We start from the raw sequence: 5,415 nt of genomic DNA, 5'->3' as shown, positions 1-5,415 counted from the left end.
CTGGAAGATTGTCCGGCGGCGTCCTACTCTCCCACACCCTCACGAGTGCAGTACCATCGGCGCTGGAGGGCTTAGCTTCCGGGTTCGGAATGTAACCGGGCGTTTCCCCTCCGCCATGACCGCCGTAACTCTATGAACATATCAAACAACCCCGGCACAAAATCACGGGTGTTCGCTTGTTCAGAGTTGCACAGTGGACGCGTAGCAGCTTAGTAGTCAAGTCCTCGGCCTATTAGTACCGGTCAACTGAACCCGTTACCGGGCTTACATTTCCGGCCTATCAACCCAGTCGTCTAGCTGGGGGCCTTACCCCACAAAGTGGGTGGGATACCTCATCTTGAAGCAGGCTTCCCGCTTAGATGCTTTCAGCGGTTATCCCTTCCGAACGTAGCTAACCAGCCGTGCCCTTGGCAGGACAACTGGCACACCAGAGGTTCGTCCGTCCCGGTCCTCTCGTACTAGGGACAGCCCTTCTCAAGTATCCTACGCGCACGGCGGATAGGGACCGAACTGTCTCACGACGTTCTAAACCCAGCTCGCGTACCGCTTTAATGGGCGAACAGCCCAACCCTTGGGACCTGCTACAGCCCCAGGATGCGACGAGCCGACATCGAGGTGCCAAACCATCCCGTCGATATGGACTCTTGGGGAAGATCAGCCTGTTATCCCCGGGGTACCTTTTATCCGTTGAGCGACACCGCTTCCACTCGCAAGTGCCGGATCACTAGTCCCGACTTTCGTCCCTGCTCGACCTGTCAGTCTCACAGTCAAGCTCCCTTGTGTACTTGCACTCAACACCTGATTGCCAACCAGGCTGAGGGAACCTTTGGGCGCCTCCGTTACCTTTTAGGAGGCAACCGCCCCAGTTAAACTACCCACCAGACACTGTCCCTGAACCGGATAACGGTCCGAAGTTAGATACCCAAATCAACCAGAGTGGTATTTCAAGATTGCCTCCACCCATACTGGCGTATGGACTTCACCGGCTCCCACCTATCCTACACAAGCTAATTCGAGTACCAATGTCAAGCTATAGTAAAGGTCCCGGGGTCTTTCCGTCCTGCCGCGCGTAACGAGCATCTTTACTCGTACTGCAATTTCGCCGGGCCTGTGGTTGAGACAGTGGGGAAGTCGTTACGCCATTCGTGCAGGTCGGAACTTACCCGACAAGGAATTTCGCTACCTTAGGATGGTTATAGTTACCACCGCCGTTTACTGGCGCTTAAGTTCTCCGCTTCGCCCCGAAGAGCTAACAGGTCCCCTTAACGTTCCAGCACCGGGCAGGCGTCAGTCCATATACATCGAATTACTTCTTCGCATGGACCTGTGTTTTTAGTAAACAGTCGCTTCCCCCTGCTCTCTGCGGCCATACAACGCTCCACCCGCGCGGGGCTTCACGTCTCCGGCCCCCCTTCTCCCTAAGTTACGGGGGCAATTTGCCGAGTTCCTTAACCACAGTTCGCCCGATCGCCTCGGTATTCTCTACCTGACCACCTGTGTCGGTTTGGGGTACGGGCCGCTAAGAACTCGCTAGAGGCTTTTCTCGGCAGCATAGGATCACTGACTTCACCTGAATCGGCTCGGCATCACGTCTCAGCCTTCATGTGTTGCGGATTTGCCTACAACACGGCCTACACGCTTACCCCGGCACAACCACCGGCCGGGCTCAGCTACCTTCCTGCGTCACCCCATCGCTTGACTACTACCCATCAGGTTCCCACGCTCCCCACCATCCGTCCGAAGACATCAGGCAGCTCGGGTGGTTAGCACAACGAGGTTCATCAGGGACGCTCTTTCGCGGGTACGGGAATATCAACCCGTTGTCCATCGACTACGCCTCTCGGCCTCGCCTTAGGTCCCGACTCACCCAGGGCGGATTAGCCTGGCCCTGGAACCCTTGGTCATCCGGCGGAAGGGTTTCTCACCCTTCTTTCGCTACTCATGCCTGCATTCTCACTCGTGCCGCGTCCACAACTGGGTCACCCCGCTGCTTCACTCGCGGCACGACGCTCCCCTACCCATCCACACACCTGCACAAGGAATCAAGTCCAAGCGAGGATAAAATGTGAATGCCACAGCTTCGGCGGTGTGCTTGAGCCCCGCTACATTGTCGGCGCGGAACCACTTGACCAGTGAGCTATTACGCACTCTTTAAAGGGTGGCTGCTTCTAAGCCAACCTCCTGGTTGTCTATGCGACCCCACATCCTTTTCCACTTAGCACACGCTTAGGGGCCTTAGCTGGTGATCTGGGCTGTTTCCCTCTCGACTACGAAGCTTATCCCCCGCAGTCTCACTGCCGCGCTCTCACTTACCGGCATTCGGAGTTTGGCTGATTTCGGTAAGCTTGTGGGCCCCCTAGACCATCCAGTGCTCTACCTCCGGCAAGAAACACGCGACGCTGCACCTAAATGCATTTCGGGGAGAACCAGCTATCACGGAGTTTGATTGGCCTTTCACCCCTAACCACAGGTCATCCCCCAATTTTTCAACATTGGTGGGTTCGGCCCTCCACGCGGTCTTACCCGCGCTTCAGCCTGCCCATGGCTAGATCACTCCGCTTCGGGTCTAGGACACGCGACTGAATCGCCCTATTCAGACTCGCTTTCGCTACGGCTCCCCCACACGGGTTAACCTCGCCACATGCCACTAACTCGCAGGCTCATTCTTCAAAAGGCACGCCGTCACCCCGCAAGGCTCCGACGGATTGTAGGCGAACGGTTTCAGGTACTATTTCACTCCCCTCCCGGGGTACTTTTCACCATTCCCTCACGGTACTTGTCCGCTATCGGTCACCAGGAAGTATTTAGGCTTACCAGGTGGTCCTGGCAGATTCACGGCAGATTTCAGGGGTCCGCCGCTACTCGGGAACACCCACAGAAGGTCAGCAACTTTCACCTACCGGACTCTCACCGTCTACGGTCAGCCATTCCAGACTGTTCGACTAGCCACTGACTTTGTAACTTCTCGAATGCATGTCAGTACATTCAGCAGGGTCCCACAACCCCGACCACGCAACCCCTGACAGGTATCACACGCAGCCGGTTTAGCCTCGATCCGCTTTCGCTCGCCACTACTCACGGAATCACTAAATTGTTTTCTCTTCCTACGGGTACTGAGATGTTTCACTTCCCCGCGTTCCCTCCACACACCCTATGTGTTCAGGTGTGGGTGACACCACATGACTGGTGCCAGGTTTCCCCATTCGGACACCCTGGGATCACAGCTTGGTTGACAGCTCCCCCAGGCCTATCGCGGCCTCCCACGTCCTTCATCGGCTCCTGGTGCCAAGGCATTCACCGTTCGCCCTTGACAACTTGACCACAAAGATGCTCGCGTCCACTGTGCAATTCTCAACAAACGACCAACCCACAACCCGATCCGCCCCACACCAAACCCAACCAAACGGTCAGCGGTATGTGAGGCCAGGCCATGCCTGGCAGACTCCCAGCCCCCACCAAGGAGGGCCGGCCCAGTCTCTGAAACAACAACCAACGGTTGTTCCTTCAGGACCCAACAGGGTGCTCACATTTCCCCCCAGCCGCACCAGAAGCAACCGTTCCCACCACCCCAAAAGGTGGCTGTACTAAGCGCCGCCGGCCGTTGCCAGGGCAAAACTTGCCAGTGTCTCCGCCATTCGAGCACCCCACCACCACATTCGGGCAGTGCGGGCTCCTTACCGACTTTCGTCGGAAGGTGCTCCTTAGAAAGGAGGTGATCCAGCCGCACCTTCCGGTACGGCTACCTTGTTACGACTTCGTCCCAATCGCCAGCCCCACCTTCGACGGCTCCCTCCACAAGGGTTGGGCCACCGGCTTCGGGTGTTGCCGACTTTCGTGACGTGACGGGCGGTGTGTACAAGGCCCGGGAACGTATTCACCGCAGCGTTGCTGATCTGCGATTACTAGCGACTCCGACTTCACGGGGTCGAGTTGCAGACCCCGATCCGAACTGAGACCGGCTTTTTGGGATTCGCTCCACCTCACGGTATCGCAGCCCATTGTACCGGCCATTGTAGCATGCGTGAAGCCCTGGACATAAGGGGCATGATGACTTGACGTCATCCCCACCTTCCTCCGAGTTGACCCCGGCAGTCTTCGATGAGTCCCCGCCATAACGCGCTGGCAACATCGAACGAGGGTTGCGCTCGTTGCGGGACTTAACCCAACATCTCACGACACGAGCTGACGACAGCCATGCACCACCTGTGACCGCCCCCGAAGGACCTCACATCTCTGCGAGTTTTGCGGCCATGTCAAACCCAGGTAAGGTTCTTCGCGTTGCATCGAATTAATCCGCATGCTCCGCCGCTTGTGCGGGCCCCCGTCAATTCCTTTGAGTTTTAGCCTTGCGGCCGTACTCCCCAGGCGGGGCGCTTAATGCGTTAGCTGCGGCACAGGGAACCGGAGAGGCCCCCCACACCTAGCGCCCAACGTTTACAGCGTGGACTACCAGGGTATCTAATCCTGTTCGCTCCCCACGCTTTCGCTCCTCAGCGTCAGTATCGGCCCAGAGACCCGCCTTCGCCACCGGTGTTCCTCCTGATATCTGCGCATTTCACCGCTACACCAGGAATTCCAGTCTCCCCTACCGAACTCTAGCCTGCCCGTATCGACCGCAGGCTTGGAGTTGAGCCCCAAGTTTTCACGGTCGACGCGACAAGCCGCCTACGAGCTCTTTACGCCCAATAAATCCGGACAACGCTCGCACCCTACGTCTTACCGCGGCTGCTGGCACGTAGTTGGCCGGTGCTTCTTCTGCAGGTACCGTCACTCTCGCTTCGTCCCTGCTGAAAGAGGTTTACAACCCGAAGGCCGTCATCCCTCACGCGGCGTCGCTGCATCAGGCTTCCGCCCATTGTGCAATATTCCCCACTGCTGCCTCCCGTAGGAGTCTGGGCCGTGTCTCAGTCCCAGTGTGGCCGGTCGCCCTCTCAGGCCGGCTACCCGTCGTCGCCTTGGTAGGCCATCACCCCACCAACAAGCTGATAGGCCGCGAGCCCATCCCAAGCCGAAAAACTTTCCACCACCAGCCATGCGGCCAGAAGTAATATTCGGTATTAGCCCCCGTTTCCGAGGGTTATCCCAAAGCTTGGGGCAGGTTGCTCACGTGTTACTCACCCGTTCGCCGCTCGAGTACCCCGAAGGGCCTTTCCGCTCGACTTGCATGTGTTAAGCACGCCGCCAGCGTTCGTCCTGAGCCAGGATCAAACTCTCCAACAAAAAATTAGTTGAACAGCATCCTGACAACAAACAAATGTTGCCAAAGGAATCCCAACCAGCCAAACCGAAGCCTGACCAGTCCGGGGTATAAATCATAATTGGCACTGGCTTTACAAGCACCCTGTTGAGTTCTCAAAGAACAACCACACACCGACCAGAAGCCCCACCACAGTGGAACCCCAACCGGGGCTTTTC

At 57.4% G+C, this 5,415-nt stretch carries 3 rRNA genes; all 3 read right to left on the bottom strand.

The features are described 5' to 3' along the window. Nucleotides 1-10 precede the first annotated feature (10 nt). The 3 genes from rrf to DLJ58_RS32065 all read right to left on the bottom strand — a co-directional run bounded on the left by rrf (nucleotide 11) and on the right by DLJ58_RS32065 (nucleotide 5,220). A 5S ribosomal RNA gene (gene rrf, locus DLJ58_RS32075) occupies nucleotides 11-127 on the bottom strand. 85 nt (nucleotides 128-212) lie between these two features. After that, nucleotides 213-3,321: ribosomal RNA gene (locus DLJ58_RS32070) — 23S ribosomal RNA — on the bottom strand. A 384-nt stretch (nucleotides 3,322-3,705) separates the two neighbouring features. Further along, nucleotides 3,706-5,220: ribosomal RNA gene (locus tag DLJ58_RS32065) — 16S ribosomal RNA — on the bottom strand. Together the 16S, 23S and 5S rRNA genes form the textbook arrangement of a ribosomal RNA operon. Between the last annotated feature and the right edge of the window lie 195 nt (nucleotides 5,221-5,415).

The organism is Micromonospora arida, from assembly GCF_003857035.1.
GTDB classification, from domain to species: Bacteria; Actinomycetota; Actinomycetes; order Mycobacteriales; family Micromonosporaceae; genus Micromonospora; species Micromonospora arida.
The sequence above is the reverse complement of the archived record's forward strand: the minus strand, read 5'-3'. Positions and strand labels throughout refer to the sequence as shown.